Source organism: Pseudomonas sp. BJa5 (assembly GCF_030272875.2).
GTDB lineage: Bacteria > Pseudomonadota > Gammaproteobacteria > Pseudomonadales > Pseudomonadaceae > Aquipseudomonas.
Map to the genome: position 1 here is coordinate 1 of NZ_JALRNG020000172.1, position 258 is coordinate 258.

Below are 258 nucleotides of genomic sequence, written 5' to 3' on the forward strand. Positions count from 1 at the left end.
TGTACATCTTGCCCACTGAGCAGTCGGTCCCCACCGTGAGTATCCGCTTGCCTGAACGCTTCTTACCGCTGCCAACACTCAGCTTCGGACGCATATGACGTAAATCGAAAAGCGCAACACCAAACGTCTCTGCCAGCGTGACCAGCTCGGGCCCATCTACCAGACGATGATGTAATCCGCTGGCCACGTTCATGCCGGCTTTGATGGCACTTTTCACCGTATCCAGCCAGTGTTCGGGCAGATATCCCCCTGCGTTGG

Annotated in this window: 1 protein-coding gene; it reads right to left on the reverse strand. The window is 56.2% G+C overall.

Annotation, left to right across the window (positions count from 1 at the left end; translation table 11 throughout):
* Positions 1–258 (reverse strand): DUF1611 domain-containing protein (locus M2D63_RS25895; RefSeq protein WP_285865902.1); only part of this gene is annotated, 258 nt, incomplete at both ends.